Source organism: Terriglobia bacterium, assembly GCA_020072565.1.
Taxonomy (GTDB): Bacteria; Acidobacteriota; UBA6911; order UBA6911; family UBA6911; genus JAFNAG01.
Genome location: JAIQGI010000014.1, coordinates 16,376 through 33,028 on the forward strand (window position 1 = coordinate 16,376; position 16,653 = coordinate 33,028).

15 protein-coding genes are annotated in these 16,653 nt (G+C 58.7%); 3 read left to right on the forward strand and 12 right to left on the reverse strand.

Translation table 11 applies throughout. The features are described 5' to 3' along the window. Positions 1-103 precede the first annotated feature (103 nt). On the forward strand, positions 104-1,144 hold the full coding sequence (gene lpxD / locus LAP85_10300) for a UDP-3-O-(3-hydroxymyristoyl)glucosamine N-acyltransferase (protein MBZ5496785.1): 1,041 nt from the start codon (positions 104-106) through the stop codon (positions 1,142-1,144). A gap of 388 nt (positions 1,145-1,532) precedes the next feature. After that, positions 1,533-4,307, forward strand: coding sequence for a pyruvate, phosphate dikinase (ppdK, locus tag LAP85_10305; GenBank protein MBZ5496786.1), 2,775 nt, complete (start codon positions 1,533-1,535; stop codon positions 4,305-4,307). A 73-nt stretch (positions 4,308-4,380) separates the two neighbouring features. Here the strand turns inward: ppdK and LAP85_10310 are convergent, their stop codons facing one another. From LAP85_10310 to LAP85_10355, 10 genes are all read right to left on the reverse strand, one after another. Then, positions 4,381-5,697 carry an inositol-3-phosphate synthase gene (locus LAP85_10310; GenBank protein MBZ5496787.1) on the reverse strand — a complete coding sequence of 439 codons (1,317 nt, stop codon included), beginning with the start codon at positions 5,695-5,697 and terminating at the stop codon, positions 4,381-4,383. Positions 5,698-5,757: 60 nt separating this feature from the next. Beyond that, positions 5,758-7,836, reverse strand: coding sequence for a glycine--tRNA ligase subunit beta (gene glyS / locus LAP85_10315; GenBank protein MBZ5496788.1), 2,079 nt, complete (start codon positions 7,834-7,836; stop codon positions 5,758-5,760). Positions 7,837-7,854: 18 nt separating this feature from the next. After that, positions 7,855-8,763, reverse strand: a complete 909-nt coding sequence (locus tag LAP85_10320) for a glycine--tRNA ligase subunit alpha (protein ID MBZ5496789.1) — start codon at positions 8,761-8,763, stop codon at positions 7,855-7,857. Between the two features lie 5 nt (positions 8,764-8,768). After that, a complete protein-coding gene (gene recO / locus LAP85_10325) occupies positions 8,769-9,521 on the reverse strand; it encodes a DNA repair protein RecO (protein MBZ5496790.1) in 753 nt (250 codons plus the stop codon). After that, the gene (locus LAP85_10330) at positions 9,508-10,119 is read right to left on the reverse strand and encodes a hypothetical protein (protein MBZ5496791.1); all 612 of its coding nucleotides are present in this window, start codon (positions 10,117-10,119) and stop codon (positions 9,508-9,510) included. The genes recO and LAP85_10330 overlap by 14 nt, the downstream gene beginning before the upstream one ends. A 149-nt stretch (positions 10,120-10,268) precedes the next feature. Further along, a complete protein-coding gene (pssA, locus tag LAP85_10335) occupies positions 10,269-11,066 on the reverse strand; it encodes a CDP-diacylglycerol--serine O-phosphatidyltransferase (GenBank protein MBZ5496792.1) in 798 nt (265 codons plus the stop codon). Next, positions 11,067-11,687, reverse strand: coding sequence for a phosphatidylserine decarboxylase (locus LAP85_10340; protein ID MBZ5496793.1), 621 nt, complete (start codon positions 11,685-11,687; stop codon positions 11,067-11,069). A gap of 102 nt (positions 11,688-11,789) precedes the next feature. Further along, complete coding sequence (locus tag LAP85_10345) at positions 11,790-12,035, reverse strand: DUF465 domain-containing protein (protein ID MBZ5496794.1); 246 nt, start codon at positions 12,033-12,035, stop codon at positions 11,790-11,792. 178 nt (positions 12,036-12,213) lie between these two features. Next, positions 12,214-13,350, reverse strand: a complete 1,137-nt coding sequence (locus LAP85_10350) for a D-alanine--D-alanine ligase (protein MBZ5496795.1) — start codon at positions 13,348-13,350, stop codon at positions 12,214-12,216. Further along, positions 13,331-14,317 carry a PhoH family protein gene (locus tag LAP85_10355; GenBank protein MBZ5496796.1) on the reverse strand — a complete coding sequence of 329 codons (987 nt, stop codon included), beginning with the start codon at positions 14,315-14,317 and terminating at the stop codon, positions 13,331-13,333. The genes LAP85_10350 and LAP85_10355 overlap by 20 nt, the downstream gene beginning before the upstream one ends. A 248-nt stretch (positions 14,318-14,565) precedes the next feature. Here LAP85_10355 and rpsT point away from each other — a divergent pair, with 248 nt between their 5' ends. Next, entirely contained in the window at positions 14,566-14,844 is a 279-nt protein-coding gene (gene rpsT / locus LAP85_10360; protein MBZ5496797.1) for a 30S ribosomal protein S20, read from the forward strand. An 88-nt stretch (positions 14,845-14,932) separates the two neighbouring features. On the opposite strand, the gene holA is transcribed toward rpsT, so the two are convergent. Further along, positions 14,933-15,925, reverse strand: a complete 993-nt coding sequence (gene holA / locus LAP85_10365) for a DNA polymerase III subunit delta (GenBank protein ID MBZ5496798.1) — start codon at positions 15,923-15,925, stop codon at positions 14,933-14,935. Between the two features lie 4 nt (positions 15,926-15,929). After that, a complete protein-coding gene (locus LAP85_10370; protein ID MBZ5496799.1) occupies positions 15,930-16,475 on the reverse strand; it encodes a hypothetical protein in 546 nt (181 codons plus the stop codon). Positions 16,476-16,653 lie beyond the last annotated feature (178 nt).

The window sequence follows — 16,653 nt, forward strand, 5'->3', positions numbered from 1 at the left end:
ACATTGATTTGTATGACTTTCCTCGACACAGGCATCGGAGCGCGCGTGGAATTCGTGCGCTCGCATAACAACTCACCTGCTGCCAGGAATCACTCGTGAGACTATGAAACTATCGGAAATCGCCCGCAAGCTGGCCTGCCGGATGCACGCCGAGAACGATATTGAAATACTGGGAGTCGCCGGCATCGAAGATGCGGGGCCAGGGCACCTTACCTTTGTCGCCAATCGGAAGTATGTCCGGCACATAAAAGACACCAAAGCCTCGGCGATCATTCTGGGCCTCGATCAGCCGGTGGTTCCTATCCCGAGCTTAAGGACAGCAAATCCCTACCTCGCATTTGCGCGCGCTCTTGAACTGTTTCACACGCCGATCGTGCCCGGACCGGGCATCCACCCTTCCGCCATCATCGCCGGCGACGTAAAGATCGGTCCTGATGCGAGCATCGGCGCCCAGGTTGTCATCGGCAGCGGCTGCAAACTCGGGGCCCGCGCCATTCTCCACCCGCATGTAGTTCTCTATCCCGAAGTGTGTATAGGCGATGATGTGATCCTGCACGCCGGGGTTGTGGTGCGCGAACAGTGCCTGATCGGTCACCGAGTGATAATTCAAAACGGCAGCATACTGGGTTGCGACGGATTTGGCTTCGCCCCGGTGGGCGACGGAACCTATTATAAGATTCGCCAGACGGGCCGCGTGGTCATCGAAGACGACGTGGAGATCGGAGCCAATACCACCATTGACCGTGCTGCGGTTGGTGAGACCAGAATCGGCAGAGGCGCCAAATTGGACAATCTGGTGCAGATCGGTCATGGCTCGCAGGTGGGTGAGAACTCGGTGCTCGCCGCTCAAGTCGGGTTGGCGGGCTCCACGAAGCTGGGACGCAACGTTCAGGCCGGAGGGCAAGCGGGCTTTGCCGGGCACCAGGAGGTCGGCGATGGTGCCGTCATCACCGCTCAAAGCGGTGTGCACGGTGAAATCAAAGCCGGTTCGGTGCTGTCAGGGTCTCCGGGATTCGACAACAGCGTCTGGCGCCGCTGCGTTACCGCCTTTCCCAGACTGCCTGACTTGCAGCGCCGCGTTCAGTCCCTGGAGAAGGAACTCGAATTGTTGAAGGCACAGATAATCCAGAAGAACGGCAAATAAAGCGCTGGAGTAAAACGAGCTCGGGCCGATGAGAACCGTAGGCTATTCGAGAAGCTGACTCACAGCCTGGGGTCGCGCCTATGGTTCGCCATGGTTTCGCGGCCCCGGGCTGCGAGATAGGCTGCCAGCGCTCCTCCCAGGATCAACCGGACTCCCGTAAGCAAACGCATTCGTGTTCTCCGTTTCATTCGGGGCTGTTTTTTGCCCGCAGTGTCTGCGCCGCAGTGGGCCGCCATAGTTGCCTTGACTTTTGGCACTCATTTCCAGTATTCGATTAGGCTTGTTTTCGTAATATTGTCTTGTTTGTGGCGCCGTTAGATTTCACAGCCGGATTGACCGGCTTTTGCTGAGCGGCATACAGCCTCACTTCGATTCAGGAGACCCTTGGATGACTCATAAATACGTATTCATTTTTGCGGACGGAAAAGCCGACGGGCGCGGCGACATGAAGGACCTGTTGGGAGGCAAAGGCGCGGGCCTGGCCGAGATGACCAACGCAGGGCTGCCGGTGCCTCCGGGATTCACGATTACCACTGAGGCCTGCAACGCCTACCTCGCTTCAGGCGAGAAGTTTCCTGAAGAAATGTGGGCTCAGGTCCTTGCGGCCCTCGCTCAGGTCGAAGCCGCCACAGGCAAGAGATTCGGCGACCCTTCCAATCCCCTCCTGATCTCGGTGCGTTCAGGCGCAAAGTTCTCCATGCCCGGCATGATGGATACCGTCCTGAACCTGGGCCTCAATGAGGGGACCCTTCAGGGCCTTGCCCGTTTGACCTCCAACGAGCGTTTTGCCTTCGACGCCTATCGACGCTTCATCCAGATGCTGGGCAAGATTGTCCTGGGCATCGATGCAGAGTTGTTTGAACAGGCCCTGTCAAAGGCCAAACGCAAAGCGCGAGCCAGGCTGGACACCGATCTCACGGCGAACGATCTCAAGGGCGTGTGTGAGGAGTTCCAAAAGATCATCCGTCAGGAAACGGGATCCGAGTTCCCTGCCGACCCGCATCTGCAGCTCGAATTGGCGATCAAAGCGGTTTTCCGCTCCTGGAACGGTGATCGCGCCAAGGCCTATCGGCACCGTGAGAGAATCCCTGACGATCTGGGCACGGCCGTGAACATTGTGACCATGGTGTTCGGCAACATGGGGAACGACTCGGGCACGGGCGTGGCATTCACGCGCAATCCCGCCACGGGAGCCAAGGAACTTTTCGGCGACTACCTCACCAACGCGCAGGGCGAGGACGTGGTGGCCGGCATCCGCACACCCAAGCACATCAGCGAGCTCAAGCACGAGATGCCCGGGATTTACGCGCAATTCGAGGCGGTGGCCGACAAGCTCGAACGGCATTACCGCGATATTCAGGACATGGAATTCACTGTCGAGCGGGGCAAACTCTGGATGCTGCAGACCAGGAACGGCAAGCGCACCGGCCCTGCGGCCGTGAAGATCGCCGTGGATATGGCGCGGGAAGGGCTGATCGACGAACCAACCGCCGTCCTGCGTGTTCCGCCCAGCGATCTCGATCAGCTTCTGCACAAGATGATCGATCCCAAGGCGAAGCTCAACGTCCTGACGACCGGCATCAACGCCAGCCCGGGCGCCGCATTCGGCCAGGTAGTGTTCACACCGGAGGAAGCCGAAGCAATGGCGGAAAGAAAGGAAAAGGTCATTCTGGTGCGTAGTGAGACCTCCCCGGAGGACGTGCGCGGGATGGATGCGGCGCAGGGGATTCTGACCTCCACGGGCGGGCCAACGAGTCATGCGGCAGTCGTGGCGCGCGGTTGGGGCAAGCCCTGCATCGTGGGCGCCGGCGCGCTCAACATCGATTATGCCAAAAACGAGTTCACGGTAGACGGAACCCGCGTGCGCCGCGGCGACTGGATCACGGTGGACGGAACTACGGGGCGTGTGATCCTCGGCCAGGCCTCCCTGGTCGATCCGGAACTCGGAGGCGATTTCAAGCAATTAATGGAATGGGCCGACAAATATCGCCGGCTTGGCGTGCGCACCAACGCCGATACGCCCACCGATGCCAAGGTGGCCCGCGGCTTCGGCGCCGAGGGGATCGGCCTCTGCCGCACCGAGCATATGTTCTTCGAGGGAAACCGCATCGACTTCATGCGCCAGATGATTCTCGGCTCCCTGGATTACAAGCGGATCGAGAAGGGTCTGGATGCCATCGCAGAAGAGCTCAAGCGCGGCATTTCTGCCAAGCGGCGCAAGGATCTGCTCCAGGTCCGCAGACAGCTGCAAAAGCAGATCGCCGAGCCCAGAAAGCTCTACAAGGGCGGCCTGGATCAGCTGCTGAAGCTCCAGCGCAAAGATTTCGAGGGCATCCTCACCGCAATGGATGGCTACCCGGTCACCATTCGTACCCTAGATCCGCCCCTTCACGAGTTCCTTCCCCACACGGAGGAAGATACGCGCAAGCTCGCGCGCAAGCTCAAGGTGCGCCCGCAGCACCTGTGGGAACGCGTGCAATCGCTCCATGAAGCCAACCCGATGCTGGGACACCGCGGCTGCCGCCTGGGAATTGTCTTCCCCGAAATCACGGAGATGCAGGCACGCGCCATATTTGAGGCAGCGGTCAACGTCAAGAAGCGGGGCGTCAAGGTTCATCCCGAAATCATGATTCCGCTGGTCGCCGATCAGGCGGAGCTCAAGCTGCAGGCCGACGTGGTCCGCCGCGTGGCAGGCGAGATCTTCGCCAAAGCCAAAGAAAGTGTTGATTTTCTGGTCGGGACCATGATCGAGCTGCCTCGGGCGGCGCTCACCGCGGACAAGGTTGCCGAAGTAGCCGAATTCTTCTCCTTCGGCACCAACGATCTGACCCAAACCACCTTCGGTCTATCGCGCGACGATTCGGGCAAGTTTCTGCCTTACTACATCGAGCACCGGATCTTCGAGTATGACCCGTTCCAGGTTCTCGATCGTGAGGGGGTCGGTCAATTGGTGAGGATGGGCACGGAGAGAGGACGAAGCACCCGGAGCAATCTGAAGGTGGGGATTTGCGGCGAGCACGGCGGCGAGCCTTCGTCCGTCATCTTCTGTCACGAGGTGGGGCTGAATTACGTCTCCTGCTCCCCTTATCGCGTACCGATCGCGCGGCTCGCGGCCGCGCACGCCGCGCTCGGCACGCAAGAAAGTGTCTCGCGCACTGCTTGAAACGAGTACTGAGTTCCGAGTCTCCTGCGATGCTCGTGACCCGGAACTCAGTACTCAGCACTACGTCGTTCGGCTAGTCGTAATACTCCAGGCCCAGATGCGTGATCATTTCCTCGCCGCGCAGGTAGCGCAGCGTGTTTTTCAGCTTCATGAGCTGGATGAAAAGGTCATGCTCAGGGTAGAGTTCCGGAGCGCACATCGGGCTCTTGAAGTAGAAGGAGAGCCATTCCTGGATCCCCTTCATGCCGCAGCGATGGGCCAGATCAAGGAACAGGACCAGATCAAGGACCAGCGGTGCGGCCAGGATCGAATCCCGACAGAGGAAGTCCACCTTGATCTGCATCGGGTAGCCGAGCCAGCCAAAGATGTCGATGTTGTCCCAGCCCTCTTTGTTATCGCCGCGCGGCGGATAATAGTTGATGCGCACGCGGTGGGTGAAATTGGAGTAGAGGTCGGGGTAGACACTGGGTTGCAGAATCTGCGACAGGACCGAAAGCTTGCTCTCTTCTTTGGTTTTAAACGATTCGGGGTCGTCGAGCACTTCGCCGTCGCGGTTGCCCAGGATGTTGGTGGAGAACCAACCGTTCAAGCCCAGGAGGCGTGATTTCAGGCCCGGCGCCAGAATCGTCTTCATCAGGGTCTGGCCGGTCTTGAAATCCTTCCCGCAGATCGGCACGCAACGCTCATTGGCAAGTTGCAGCAGCGCGGGGATGTCGGCACTCAGATTGGGCGCCCCGTTGGCATACGGGATTCCGACCTTCAGAGCCGCGTAGGCATAGATCATGCTCGGTGCGATCGCGACGTCGTTCGCCGCCAGCCCTTTCTCGAAACTTGCGATCGTCTGGTGAACAGGCTTTTTCCTGAGGAAAATCTCGGTGCTGCCGCACCACACCATGACGACACGGTCGAGTTTGTTTTTCTTCTTGAAGTTGATGATGTCTTCCTGCAACTGCTCGGCCAGCTCCATCTTGTTTGCGGCCTTCTTGACGTTTGGCCCGTGCAGGCGTTTGACATAATAGTTGTCGAACGCCGCGGGCCAAGGCCGGATCTTCTTGAGCGCCGGCTTGACCGCATCCAGCAGGCTTTTTTCCAGCACTCCCGCATTGAGGCCGGCGGAATAGACGTCCTCCGTGAAGATGTCCCACCCGCCGAACACCAGGTCCTTCAAGGAGGCGAGCGGAACGAAGTCCTTGATTGCCGGAACGCGGCGTTCGGTACGCTTGCCCAGGCGAATCGTACCCATCTGGGTGAGCGACCCGATTGGTTTGGCCAATCCTCTCCGGACGGCCTCTACGCCCGCGATAAAGGTTGAGCTGACAGCACCCATTCCGGGCAGCACAACACCCAGCCGGCCGCGGGCGGGCTTGATCTTGATTCCCTTTGAGATCATTTTCGTGTTCCTCTGCAGGGACCACGCTCAGGAATGCGCAATCCAGGTTTCTGATATGATTCAACCAGCTCGTTCAAATACAATCTGCGAAATGTCGGCCACTCTGAGGAATAGTTGCGCCAGCCGGCCGAGAAGGGCGAGACGATTCCTGCGGAGTCCCGGATCTTCCGCCATGACCAATACCTGCTCGAAAAATGCATCGACGACGCCGCGCAGCGAAGCCATCCGGCGCAAAGCGTCGCCGTACCGGCCGTCCCTGCCCGCCGCCTCGACTTCGGGCCGCGTCTCCAGATAGCGCTGCCACAGGGTAGTCTCTGCCGCATCGGTCATCAGAGCCGCGTCGGGCTCTTCTGCGGACGATCCGGACTGTGCGAGGATGTTCATCACCCTCTTGAAACTCGAAGCCAGCGCCAGAAAGTCCTGCTCCGTTCGCATTGCCTGCAGCGCGCGCGCTCGCTCCGCGGCGTCGGCGGGATCGTCAAATCCCACGGCCAGCGCGGCGTTGATGCAATCATAGGAGTAGCCCATCTCCTCGAATAAAAAGCGCAGCCGCCCCTCGAAAAACTTCTTGAGCTCGGCGGCGGTCTCGCTGGACGGTGCCGCCAGGGCTTCCAGGCTCCAGGTGATGAGCTGCTCGAGCGAGGTGCGGATACGATGATCCAGCAGGATCTTCAGGATGCCGTTGCCCTGCCTGCGCACGGCGAACGGATCCTTGGAACCCGTCGGAATCAGTCCAACCGAGAAGCAGCCGCACACGGTGTCGAGCCGGTCGGTCAGGGCGAGCACTGCGCCGCCCAAGCTGGATGGGGACGGAGAAGTGGAGGCCTTAGGCATGTAATGTTCGTATACGGGGCGCCAGACCTTTTCAGGATAACCCTCGGCACGAGCATACAGGCCCCCGACGATCCCCTGGAGATCGGTAAACTCCTTCACCATCTCGGTCACGAGATCACATTTGAGCAGGTGCGCGGCCGTCTCCAAGTCCGGCAACTCGCCGGCACAGGCGGCGGCCGCTGCCGTCTTCGGCAGCAGCGCCAACACGCGCTGGGTCTTGGCATAATACGAGCCGAGCTTTTGCTGAAACAGCACGCTCTTGAGCGAGGCTTCGCGGTCCGCGAGTTTGGTCTTGCGATCGCTGTTCCAGAAAAACTCAGCGTCGGCGAAGCGAGCGCGCAAAACACGTTCGTGCCCGCCGCGGATTTTCGCACCAGGATCGGCGCTGAGATTGATCACGGCGAGAAAAACAGGAAGGAGGCGGCCCTCTGAATTCACGATTGAGAAGTATTTCTGGTGCTCCTTCATGACGGTGACCAGAATCTCCTCGGGAAGGTTGAGAAATCTCCGGTCGAAGGCTCCGCAGACAACTGAGGGATTCTCATTGAGGTTGACCACCGTTTCGAGCAGGCTGTCGTCGGCGAGCAGGCGGCCGCCGGCGGCCTCAGCCGCTTGATCCAGGCCCGTCTGGATCGTGGCCCGCCGCTCCGCGGGATCGACGATCACACCGTTTTCCCGCAGAGAGTCTCTAAGGGAAGTCAGATCCCGAACGGCGATTCTGGGTTTGCCGGTGAAACGATGACCCGCGGTGTAGCGGGACGATTCGACATCGGCAAGCGCAAACCTGACCACCTTGCCTGCATAGAGCGCAACAATCCACCGCAGGGGTCGCGCAAAGCGAAATTTGTCCGGGGTCCAATACATGGCCTTTGGGAACTCGATCTTCGCAATCGCTGCCGGGATCAGGCGTGCCAGAACCCTGGCGGCCTGCTCTCCCTTCTGCCTGCGCACCGCAGAGAGATACTCGCCTTTCGGTGTCTCCACGATCTTGATTTTGGAGAGAGGAATGGCGCTCTTCTCTGCAAAAGCCAAAGCCGCCCGGGTCGGCTTGCCTTCGGCATCGTAAGCCACTCGGCGGGGAGGCCCCAGGATCGTTTCGATAAGATCTTCCTGACGGCGGGGAATGTCACGCACACCGACAATCATGCGTCGCGGCGTATACCACACCGTGTCCAGATCAGCCCCCAGCCGCTCCGTGCGCAAGTCTTCGATGAGATGCCGGGCAAGCTGATGCGTGGCGCTTTCGAGCATGGAAGCAGGAATTTCTTCAGTACCAATCTCGACAACCAATTCCGCTTTATCCATAAGTAGATCTCTGGGACACTACGCTGGCCCGGGCGCAGTATCGGCGCCGGTTGCCTGCAGCAGCGGAAACTCCTGCTGCCTGCGGCCGGCAACGTATCGGCGGGCCACTTCGCAGGCAAGTTGCCGCACGCGTGCGATCAGGCCGACGCGTTCGGTCACGCTGATGGCCCCCCGTGAATCAAGCAGGTTGAAAGTGTGGGAGCATTTCAAGCAGTAGTCGTATGCGGGTAACACCAGATCGAGCGCCAGCAGACGGTTGCACTCTTCCTCGAAGAGGTTGAACAAGCTGAAGAGCATGGGCACGTTCGCGACTTCGAAATTGTACTTGGAGAATTCGACCTCCTCCCGATGGCGGACATCGCGATAGCTCAGCCCCTTCGTCCAGACCAGATCGTAGATGCTGTCAACCTCGGCGATGAACGTGCCGATGCGCTCGAGTCCGTAAGTGATCTCGCAGCTCACCGGATCGAGGTCGATTCCGCCCGCCTGCTGAAAGTAGGTAAACTGGGTGATTTCGAGCCCATCAAGCAGCACTTGCCAGCCGATGCCCCACGCTCCCAGCGTCGGCGACTCCCAGTTGTCCTCCTCGAACCGCAGATCGTGTTCCCGCAGGTCAATCCCGAGCGCTTGCAGACTCCTGAGGTAAAGGTCCTGCGAATCTTGCGGGGCAGGCTTGAGGATCACTTGATACTGGTAGTGTTTCTGAACGCGATTGGGATTGTCTCCATAGCGTCCATCCGCAGGCCTGCGCGACGGCATTACGTATCCCACGCGGTACGGCTCCGGCCCGAGCACTCTCAGGAATGTCTCCGGGGCCATCGTGCCTGCTCCGACTTCGAGATCGTATGGCTGCTGCAGCGCGCAGCCCTCGCGATCCCAGTACTGCTCGAGCGTCAGAATTATCTGTTGAAAGTTCTTCTGTTGCATAGCCCCTAACTGCCGCGCAGCATTTCTTTCAAGTTATGGTATGACTTGAGCCGCTTCTCCAGATGCCATTCGATCAATGTTTGCGTCAGGCGCTCCAGACCACGCGCTGCCGAGCCGGGTTGAGCGCGGGAAGCGTACTGCTCCGGTGAAAGCTCCAGAACCTCGTGCAACGAACGGGCGGCATCCGAGCTGATCCTTACACCCCGATTCTCCGCGCAGGCACCGCAGCGCCCCTGGCCGGCTTCGGGCCATGCGTAGAACCCATCATCTTTAACACATCTGCCGCAACCCGAGCAATAGTCATAATTGGGAAGCCAGCCGTTGAGCTTGAGGGCCCAGAGCTCGAAATAGCGCAACAGCGCTTCGTTGGCGCCCATGCGTTCTCCCGCTGCGAGCACTGCGAGGAAAAGGCGGAACAGCAGCGCATTCGGATTGTTCTCGGGCACCAGTTCCTGCGCCAGTTCGGCAAGGTAACCGAATCCGAAGACCCGGTCCGGCGTCGGATTCTTGCCCAGGTAGGAGTGAATGATTTCGCACTGCCAGATGCGGGAGAGATCGGCGCCTTCCTTGATATAGTATTGCAGCCGCACGTGATTCATGGGCTCCAGGCATCCGCCCAGGCGGCTGCGCATCTTCTTGGCGCCTTGAGCCACGCCTCGCAGCGTTCCATGTTCGCGTGTCAGGAGGACGACGATCCGATCCGCTTCGGAAAGCGGGTACTGCCGCAGAACGATGGCCTCTACTTCACGGGTTGGCATGGTTGAGTGCGACTTCGAGGTTTGTTTTCAAACGCCGGTCGAGCCGGACGTCATGCATACACAACGTGGCTTCGCGGTTCCAGTCGGCCCCCATGGCCGGATCGATGCGGAAAAAAAGGAATCCGCCACGCTTCTGAGACTGCGGAAGCGAGCCCGGCGGGAAAGTAACCCTCTCCATGTCGAGCCGGGCGGTCCCGTCGGTCCGGACGGAATACATCCGGATCCGGTTGCCTCGGTAGTATCGCTCGAAGACTTCCGAGACGCGCAGGGCGGGAAAGGTCTGGTTGCCGATCCGAAGATACCAGTTCCCCGGCCGAAGCTCGATGGCCGAAGGGCGCGTGTTGTGAATTTCTACCCAGAGGGCTGCAACGCCATCCCCGGGAAGATATTCATCAAAGAGCTGGAGATACGCGTCCTTCCCCGCAATCGGACTCACCCCGATATCAATTCCCTGCAGGCTCGAGTGCAGCACTTCCCCGGGCGGAAACGCCGGCGGAGAGAGCGGTACCTGCAGAGTCGCGCACGAAGTCATGCAGATCCCGAAACCGGCAACTGCCAGGTAGGTCAGAAAACGGCACCCTACGCCCGTAGCCGACATAGCTTGCTCAGTATACGATTTCTCAGGAACAGCGACAAATCCGCGACAAAGTTCCCGGCGTGGCCGGGCACGCTTGCGGCTGGTTTTCGCCAATGGTGCGTCGCCCGTCCAGGATGGCACCGGATTGAGGCAGTTCAAAAGCGACGCGATCAGTGAGGTTCACCAGTGTCCGGGAGGTGAATCTCCACGGGTGTTCTCTTCCTGTGCTGCAGGAGTGAATAAATTCGCAGCACCGGCCCCGACAGCGAGTATCCCAGTGCAACCACCAGCAGCGTCCATTCGGAGAAGCTGTAAATCAAAGCGACCAAAAGGGCGATGATCAGAACCGCGAAGTGCGACTTCCTCCCGAGCGTGAGATTCTTCAGGCTGCTGTATTTGAACGTGCTGATCATCAGCAGCGCCAGCCCGAAGACAGCCGCTACCAGAATGCCGGCGCTGATTCTGCCGGTGACTGGTGCGCCGAAGAAATAGACGATGGCCGCTATTGTGCCCCCGCCCGCAGGAATCGGCAGACCGACAAAGTGCTTGAAACGCCCCGCCTGAACATTAAAGCGGGCCAGTCGCATCGCTCCGCAAATGGTGAACGTGAAGGCAGCGGTCCAGCCAAGCCGGTAGTCCACGCTCTGCAGCCCCCAGAAAAACGCCAGAATGGAGGGGGCGATGCCGAAGGAAATCACATCCGCCAGCGAGTCGAGCTGGAGGCCGAAACCCGAGGTCGAGTTCGTGAGCCGAGCGATCTTGCCGTCGAGCGCATCGAGTATGATTGCTACTCCGATGGCTTCCGCGGCACGATCGTAGTTGCCGTGCATGGTCGAGATGATGGCATAGTAGCCGCAAAAGATGTTGCCGACTGTAAACAGGCTGGGAAGGATGAATACGGAGCGGCCCAGGCGATGCCTGGGCCGCTCTTCCATATCGCCTTCAGCAATCTGTGCCTGTGACCTCATTCAGAGGACCTCTCCGATCACCGAACTTCCGCCTTTGACGCGGTCGCCTTCCTTGACCAGAATCTTGACCTCAGCTGGAAGAAGAACATCAACGCGCGATCCAAAGCGGATCAGCCCGAAGAGCTCCCCACGCTCCAGAGTATTCCCGGGCCGCTTCCAGCATACCACGCGGCGGGCCACCAATCCTGCAATTTGCTTGACCACGACACGAGTACGTGGCCCGCGGATGGTCAGGATGTTCTGCTCGTTAACACGCGACGCTTCCTCGTCATACGCGACCTTGAACTTACCCCGCTTGTACTCCAGGCGCTCGAGTTCGCCGCGAATGGGGGCGCGGTTGACGTGAACATCGAAAATGTTGAGAAAGATGCTGAGGCTCCGCCCGCCGGGCAGTTCACCTTCGCCCCGCGGCATCGACACCACACGGACGACTCTTCCATCCGCGGGTGAAACGATCTTTTTGTCGTCTGCGGGGATTTCACGGGTGGGATTTCGAAAAAAGTAACCGACAAATACTGCCAGAAGGAGCAGCACCGCCACCGCCACGCCCAGCCTGAGATAGGCGCAGAGCGCCGCCAGCGCTAACAGAGGAAGGATGAATCGATATGCGTCGTTGATCATCGGGGCTTGGGGGCCGATTCTAGAGACTGGAATCCCCCTCCTGGTGTGATGCGAGAACTCCGAATGCCCGTCAAAACTGGCCTGATTGGAAACGCAGAAGGGTCAGGAACCGGAATTCATTTCCCTTCGATATCGCTGAACGATGGAGTACATCTGATCCTTCAGCAGCAGTTTCTTCTTCTTGAGCCTGATTTCCTGAATTCTCTCTTCATCACTCAGGTGGTGACGGTGGCTTAACAATGCCAGTTGCTCGTCGTAGGACTGGTGCTCAGCGGCAAGCTTCTTGAATTCCTCGTCCCTCGCAAGCAACTGTTGACGGAGTTCTGCCTCACCAATCGGAACGTTCATATCGGTTCCCCTCCTTTCGTCTCTCTGAAAATTCGTCAGGTTCATAAGATCATAAGCTCCAAAGGTCAATCCCGAAGTGAATCAAACCGCCAGGCGCCGACACGCTCAAAATCACTCTTGCCCCGGCGTCCTGGCACCACATCCAACATTCAAAATTGCAGTCGGCCATAGGATGATGTCACGCCTTTTGCGGTTTTGCGACCATGCCGCCAGCAGACGATTCATGCGATAGGTCCATGCGCTCCCGATAGCGCTCAAATCCCAGATCCACGAGACGCCGGATCAGCCGGTCAAAAGGCACACCGCAGGCGTTCCACAACTTGGGATACATGCTGATGCTGGTAAATCCCGGCATGGTATTGATCTCGTTGAGCCAGACAGCGCCCGATTTGCGATCCAGGAAAAAATCCACGCGTGCCAATCCTGACCCGTCGATCGTCCGGAAGGCGCGCAGCGCCAGATCCCTGACGGCTTTGGCCTTGTCGTCGACGATGTCGGCGGGAATCTGAACCCGGCTGTCGGGATTGGCGTACTTGGCCTCATAATTGTAAAACTCGCAAGCCGGAACCACTTCGCCGACCACGGAGGCTTCGGGAGTGTTGTTGCCGAGCACGGCACATTCCAGCTCTCTGGCATCAATCCCCTTCTCGATGATAATCTTGTGGTCGAACTGCGCCGAGGAAAGGATCGCATCATCAAATTCGCCTGCATGATGGATCTTGCAGACACCGACCGAGGAGCCAAGATTGGCAGGTTTCGAAAAGACCGGGTAGCCGAATTGAACCTCGATCTCGTGCCGAAGGCTATCCAGCCTCTGTTCCAGGCCGCGCGAGGATTCCACCCGAAACGGGACGATCGGCAGCCGCGCCTGCGCAAAGAGGCGCTTCATCGCATCCTTATCCATCCCGACGGCAGACGCAAGCACACCGCAACCCACGTAAGGCACACCGGCGATTTCCAGCAACCCTTGGATCGTTCCATCTTCGCCGTAAGGGCCGTGCAGCAGAGGAAAGATGATCTCAGGGCGCCGATTCGTTTCTTCGCGTTGCGCATCAAATCCACCCGTCCAGGGCAGAACCTCTTCGCTGCCCCCACCCAACCTGACCCGATCCAGAAGCTCGGCCGGGAGCATGGCTCGCACCTCGGCGCTACTGGCGAGCTTGCCGCTCCTGGTAATGCCGATGGCCGTCACTTCGAATTCGCTCGGATCCAGCGCGCCGATCACCGATGCGGCCGACGACAGCGAGACCTCATGTTCGCTGGATCTGCCCCCGAACAGAATGCCGAGGCGTATCCTATGTTTCTCTTTCGCCATTCCCATCGCCACCAGCGCTCATCCCATTCTGGGCGTGCTGCTGGTACGCCTTGATGATCAAGCGTACCAGATGGTGTCTGACCACATCGCTTTCGTTGAAATAACAGAAAGCCAGTCCCTCTACGTCACTGAGAATATTTCTGGCCTCCACCAGCCCGGAACTGCGCCCGAACGGGAGGTCGATCTGTGTGATATCTCCGGTAATCACGGCTTTGGAGTGCAGGCCAATTCGAGTCAGGAACATCTTCATCTGCTCGGAAGTCGTATTCTGTGCTTCATCCAGTATGATGAAGGCATCGTTGAGAGTCCTGCCCCGCATAAAAGCCAGGGGGGCGATCTCGATCACTCCCGTCTCCATGTAACGCTGGATCTTCTCCGACTCCATGAGAATATAAAGCGCATCGTAGAGCGGCCTCAGATACGGATTGATCTTGGCCTCCAGATCACCCGGAAGAAAACCGAGTTTTTCGCCGGCCTCGACTGCCGGACGGGTCAGGATAATGCGCGACACACCCTTTTCCAAGAGATAGGTGAGTGCCATCGCCACGGCCAGGAAGGTCTTGCCTGTTCCGCCCGGGCCGATGCCGAACACGATATCGTTCTGGCGAATCGCCTCAACGTAGCGCCGTTGATTCAAGCTCTTGGGCGTCACCTGCCTCTTGCCGGCCGCCAGCAGCTGCATCTTTGGGAAGAAATCGTGCAGGGACAGCGCCGCATCTTCGGCGATCTGCTTGAACGCCGACTTGAGGTCGCCGTTGCTGATGTTGTGCCCCTTGTCCACCAGGCCGGAAAAATCGAGGAGAATGCGCTCGAGAAGGCTGACGTTGTCTTCCTCCCCATCAATAGTCAGACTGGAATCCCGGGCCTGAATCGTCACGGCAAAAAGGTTTTCCAGGAATCTGATGTTTTCGTCGAGAGGGCCAAAAAGCAGTTGCAGACTGCGATCCGAGAGAAGGACTTTTTTCATCTCAGGACTGATTTGACCTCAAACGGGATTTTGAAGGGGCGAAAAACCTCGCGTCCGCTCCACTTGATGGCAGGGCATACCTCAAAAGGCTTTCTTCGCATGTCTAAAAATATCTTAGGCTCGCGATCCCCCCAAGTCAATGTCAAAATACCATTTGACTGATTTGATAAGTTATTGTAGCATAAGAGTTTTGGCCAGAGGCTCTCATTGATCCGAACGGACTTTGACCATAGTGAGGAGTGGCAGGAATGGCAAATCACGCGTCGGCGCTTAAGGCACACCGGCAAAGCATCAGGCGAAAGAACAGAAATCGCAGCAATCGCAGCGCTTTCAGAACATCTTTGAAGACGTTTTCCGAGAAACTCACGGCAGGCAAAATCGAGGACGCCAAGGCTTCTCTGCCGCAGCTTTACTCGGATATCGATAGCGCCGTCGACGAGGGCGTTCTGAGCAGCAACGCGGCAGCCCGTCATAAATCGCGGCTTTCTAAACACTTGAATGCCGCTGCGTCGCCCGCCGCAAAGTAGCGAAGATGCAGCCCCACATAAGCACTGACGACCACGAACTACGAGTTTGTGTCTGTGGATGCGGTTCATGGCTGCTTTTCTTTTTTCGTCAAAGCGAGCAGACCAGTTGCTCCAGAAGCAATCTCTCGTCCGGGCGGGAGGATTTGAAGCTGCGATCAATGTGGGCAAGCCGTTGATACATGTTGCGGGCCATTTCCGGCTCCAAGGCTTTGGCCTGCCGCAGAAAATCACTCAAGATGAATTCCGGCACCTGGGCGGCGCGGCTGATCTCGCGCGGCCCGCACCCTTCCGCTAAAAGTTCTTTGGCGATAAGTATTTGCCGAAAATGCCTGGCCATCATGGAAACGATGACCAGAGGCGCTTCCCCAGCCTCCAGCAGATTCCCCAGCAGCCGGAGCGCGGCCTTGCGGTCTCGCCTCCCCAGAGCGGCAGTGAGCTCGAAAATCCCGTGCTCACGGCTCGCCGGGACCAGGGTGTCGACGGCCGATTCCTGAATCTCCTTTTCCTTGCCGGCATACAGGATGAGTTTTTCGATCTCGTTGATCAGAGTGAGCAGATCGGAACCGGCCAGATCCACCAGTCGCCTCAGCGCGGCCGGGGCGATCCGATAGCCACGGCGTGATACGAAGTTTCCCGCCCATCTTTCCAATGCGGCTTCCTTCAGTTTCGCAAATTCGACAACGCAAGCGCAGTCGGCCATGCGCTTATAGAACGAAGTTCGCCGATCGAAATCAGCGGCTGTGAGGACCAGTACGGTCTTCTCGTGTGGCCCTCCCGCATATGCAGCGAGTGCTTCCAGCCCGGCTGCCGGCATCTCGTCGACATCTGTGACCAGCACGAGCCGGCGAGGCGACATCATCGGGAAGGTATTCGCTTCCTCCACAATCTTCGCGCCCTCCGTGCTACGCCCGCTGCACTCTACAAAGTTGAAGGCCAGCGCTTCAGGAGCGATGGCTTTGGCCTTGAGCGTTGAGATTGCCGTGCGCAAGAGATACTCTTCTTTTCCGAGGAAGAAGTAGACGGGGCAGAACCGGCCACGGTCAAGGTCGAAATCAAGTTCGTCGGAGGTCAGTGTAGGCAACGGATTAGCGTGTGAGAATGGAACTGGCCAGACTGGCAGCAAGGTCGCGAGCCAGACGGTCCACCGCAGCATTCTCTTCCGAGAAGAATCGGGTGACTTTTGTATTTAGTACGTACGTCGCGCGGAAGCTGAATCCGGGATTCTCCCAGATAACAGCGCCATCCTTGACGCGCACGAGCCTCGCCGAGATTGCCACTGTTACCAGAAACTCAGACGCGAAGCCGTCGGCGCCGAACGTGACGGGGCTGGAATTCAGGGCGTGAATTTCGCCCTCCAGCACCGCATCCACTCCCTCGGATCGAGAGCTCACAGGGACCCGTGTCCGCAAGGTGAACTCCTTCAGCACGGCCGCGGTGATCTGCTGCTCGAGCTTGTATTCGCGCGTGTCGTTCTTAAAAGTCGGGATGCCGATGGAGTGCACTCCACCAGGCAGATTCCTGACGGAACCAGCGATGTGGTAACCACACGCGGCAGAGAGCAACATTGCGCTCAATACGAGCCCGCGGAGAATTGGTAGCTGCTTGATGTGGAATATGCCGGATCGTTTCACTTGGTAGTACCTGGGATCGACACCCGAATGATAGGGGAAGCCGAACTACCATGCAAGTTCCGAACCGACGGAACGAATTTCACGAGCGGCGCAACTCGTGACGAGCCGCGACAACTCAACGCGGAGGCCGTGGAGAGCGACGGAGAATGCAAAGCACTCTCAGCCTCGACCGGGTGAA

Excerpts from the sequence above, each read along its gene's own strand:
- lpxD (MBZ5496785.1), top strand. The coding sequence starts at position 104 with ATGAAACTATCGGAAATCGCCCGCAAGCTGGCCTGCCGGATGCACGCC.
- ppdK (MBZ5496786.1), top strand. The coding sequence starts at position 1,533 with ATGACTCATAAATACGTATTCATTTTTGCGGACGGAAAAGCCGACGGG.
- LAP85_10310 (MBZ5496787.1), bottom strand. The coding sequence starts at position 5,697 with ATGATCTCAAAGGGAATCAAGATCAAGCCCGCCCGCGGCCGGCTGGGT.
- glyS (MBZ5496788.1), bottom strand. The coding sequence starts at position 7,836 with ATGGATAAAGCGGAATTGGTTGTCGAGATTGGTACTGAAGAAATTCCT.
- LAP85_10320 (MBZ5496789.1), bottom strand. The coding sequence starts at position 8,763 with ATGCAACAGAAGAACTTTCAACAGATAATTCTGACGCTCGAGCAGTAC.
- recO (MBZ5496790.1), bottom strand. The coding sequence starts at position 9,521 with ATGCCAACCCGTGAAGTAGAGGCCATCGTTCTGCGGCAGTACCCGCTT.
- LAP85_10330 (MBZ5496791.1), bottom strand. The coding sequence starts at position 10,119 with ATGTCGGCTACGGGCGTAGGGTGCCGTTTTCTGACCTACCTGGCAGTT.
- pssA (MBZ5496792.1), bottom strand. The coding sequence starts at position 11,066 with ATGAGGTCACAGGCACAGATTGCTGAAGGCGATATGGAAGAGCGGCCC.
- LAP85_10340 (MBZ5496793.1), bottom strand. The coding sequence starts at position 11,687 with ATGATCAACGACGCATATCGATTCATCCTTCCTCTGTTAGCGCTGGCG.
- LAP85_10345 (MBZ5496794.1), bottom strand. The coding sequence starts at position 12,035 with ATGAACGTTCCGATTGGTGAGGCAGAACTCCGTCAACAGTTGCTTGCG.
- LAP85_10350 (MBZ5496795.1), bottom strand. The coding sequence starts at position 13,350 with ATGGCGAAAGAGAAACATAGGATACGCCTCGGCATTCTGTTCGGGGGC.
- LAP85_10355 (MBZ5496796.1), bottom strand. The coding sequence starts at position 14,317 with ATGAAAAAAGTCCTTCTCTCGGATCGCAGTCTGCAACTGCTTTTTGGC.
- rpsT (MBZ5496797.1), top strand. The coding sequence starts at position 14,566 with ATGGCAAATCACGCGTCGGCGCTTAAGGCACACCGGCAAAGCATCAGG.